Source organism: Winogradskyella pacifica, from assembly GCF_003386275.1.
GTDB lineage: Bacteria > Bacteroidota > Bacteroidia > Flavobacteriales > Flavobacteriaceae > Winogradskyella > Winogradskyella pacifica.
On record NZ_QREI01000043.1, the window covers coordinates 1 to 1233 of the forward strand.

Below are 1233 nucleotides of genomic sequence, written 5' to 3' on the forward strand. Positions count from 1 at the left end.
TCCAAGATCAAATCCTAGTAATATTTAGTTTTATTTTTTATGCTGCATATTGCTGAAGAACCACATATGGCGTTCCTCTTTTTACTACGGCAAATGCTCTAGCTATCAACTTATTTCTAACATTATTTATGGCCAGCATTTTATCCTTCCCCTCTGCTAATTTTCTATTATAATATAATCGTAATTCGCTATCATGCTGTATCGCTGAAACGCTGGCCATGCTCAACAAACTCTTCATTTTCCGATCACCTAAATAATGACACTGCTTTCTTCTATGAATACTAGTACCTGAGCGATGCTCAAATGGTGCGGTGCCACAATAACTTGAAAAGGCACGCCAGTTAGCAAATCGCGTAAAATTACCTGTGTGATAGATTAGCTGGCAAGCAACAACTAAACCAATGCCTTTAAGACTTATTAAAAGTTCATAGTTTTTACACATTGAAGCATCTTCAGTTAGGATATCTTTTATTCTTTCCTCTATGGATTTAATTTGTTTTTTCTGGTAATCTATACTACGCTTAAGACTTAAGCACCCAACATCTGTACTAGGACTTGACAATAGAACTTTAAGTTCTTTTAATGTACCCTTAAGACCAGCATTATTACGAACTAATTGGTCTCGTAGAGCTAACAATCTACCTAACTCTAAATGAGACGTACTCTTTACAGTACTTGGCTCTAATTCCTCGCGGTAAAGCCAAGCGTAACGCGCTATTAACTCTGCATCCAAACGATCTGTTTTTTCTTTTACAACGCCTGATGAGCGTTTTATCTTTAAAGGACTCTCTTCTACATAAACAATACTTTGACTAGATAGATATAAGGCTAATTTTAAGGAGTAATAACCCGTATTCTCAAAACAGTAAAAAACATCAACGCCTTTTGTCGTTTTTAAAACCCATTTTAATAAGCTTTTATAGCCTACAATATCATTGATAAACTCCCTGTGTGCTTGAGCTTGATAACAATAAGCATCTATTGTCTTTTTTGAAACATCGATACCGACTACTTCTTCATAATTTTTCATATTTTTACAATTAGAGTGAATTAATATGTTGCGTTAACTACTTCCTTTATCGGGAGTTTAAACTCCTGGTATTCCAAATGGTTCTTGGCAACTTTATAGAAAGAGAGGACTCGTACGTGTTAGGGATCACTAATCTAAAACACGTTATAGTTCTCCTCTTTTTCTATATAAAGATATTTAATACAAACTAAAGAAACACGTTG

1 protein-coding gene is annotated in these 1233 nt (G+C 34.5%); it reads right to left on the reverse strand.

Annotated features, from left to right (window positions below):
* Positions 1–37: 37 nt before the first annotated feature.
* Positions 38–1030 carry an IS110 family RNA-guided transposase gene (locus DFQ09_RS18715; RefSeq protein ID WP_115813162.1) on the reverse strand — a complete coding sequence of 331 codons (993 nt, stop codon included), beginning with the start codon at positions 1028–1030 and terminating at the stop codon, positions 38–40.
* Between the last annotated feature and the right edge of the window lie 203 nt (positions 1031–1233).

What these genes read in the sequence shown, in the direction of transcription:
- DFQ09_RS18715 (WP_115813162.1), bottom strand. Translation starts at nt 1,030, where the DNA reads ATGAAAAATTATGAAGAAGTAGTCGGTATCGATGTTTCAAAAAAGACA.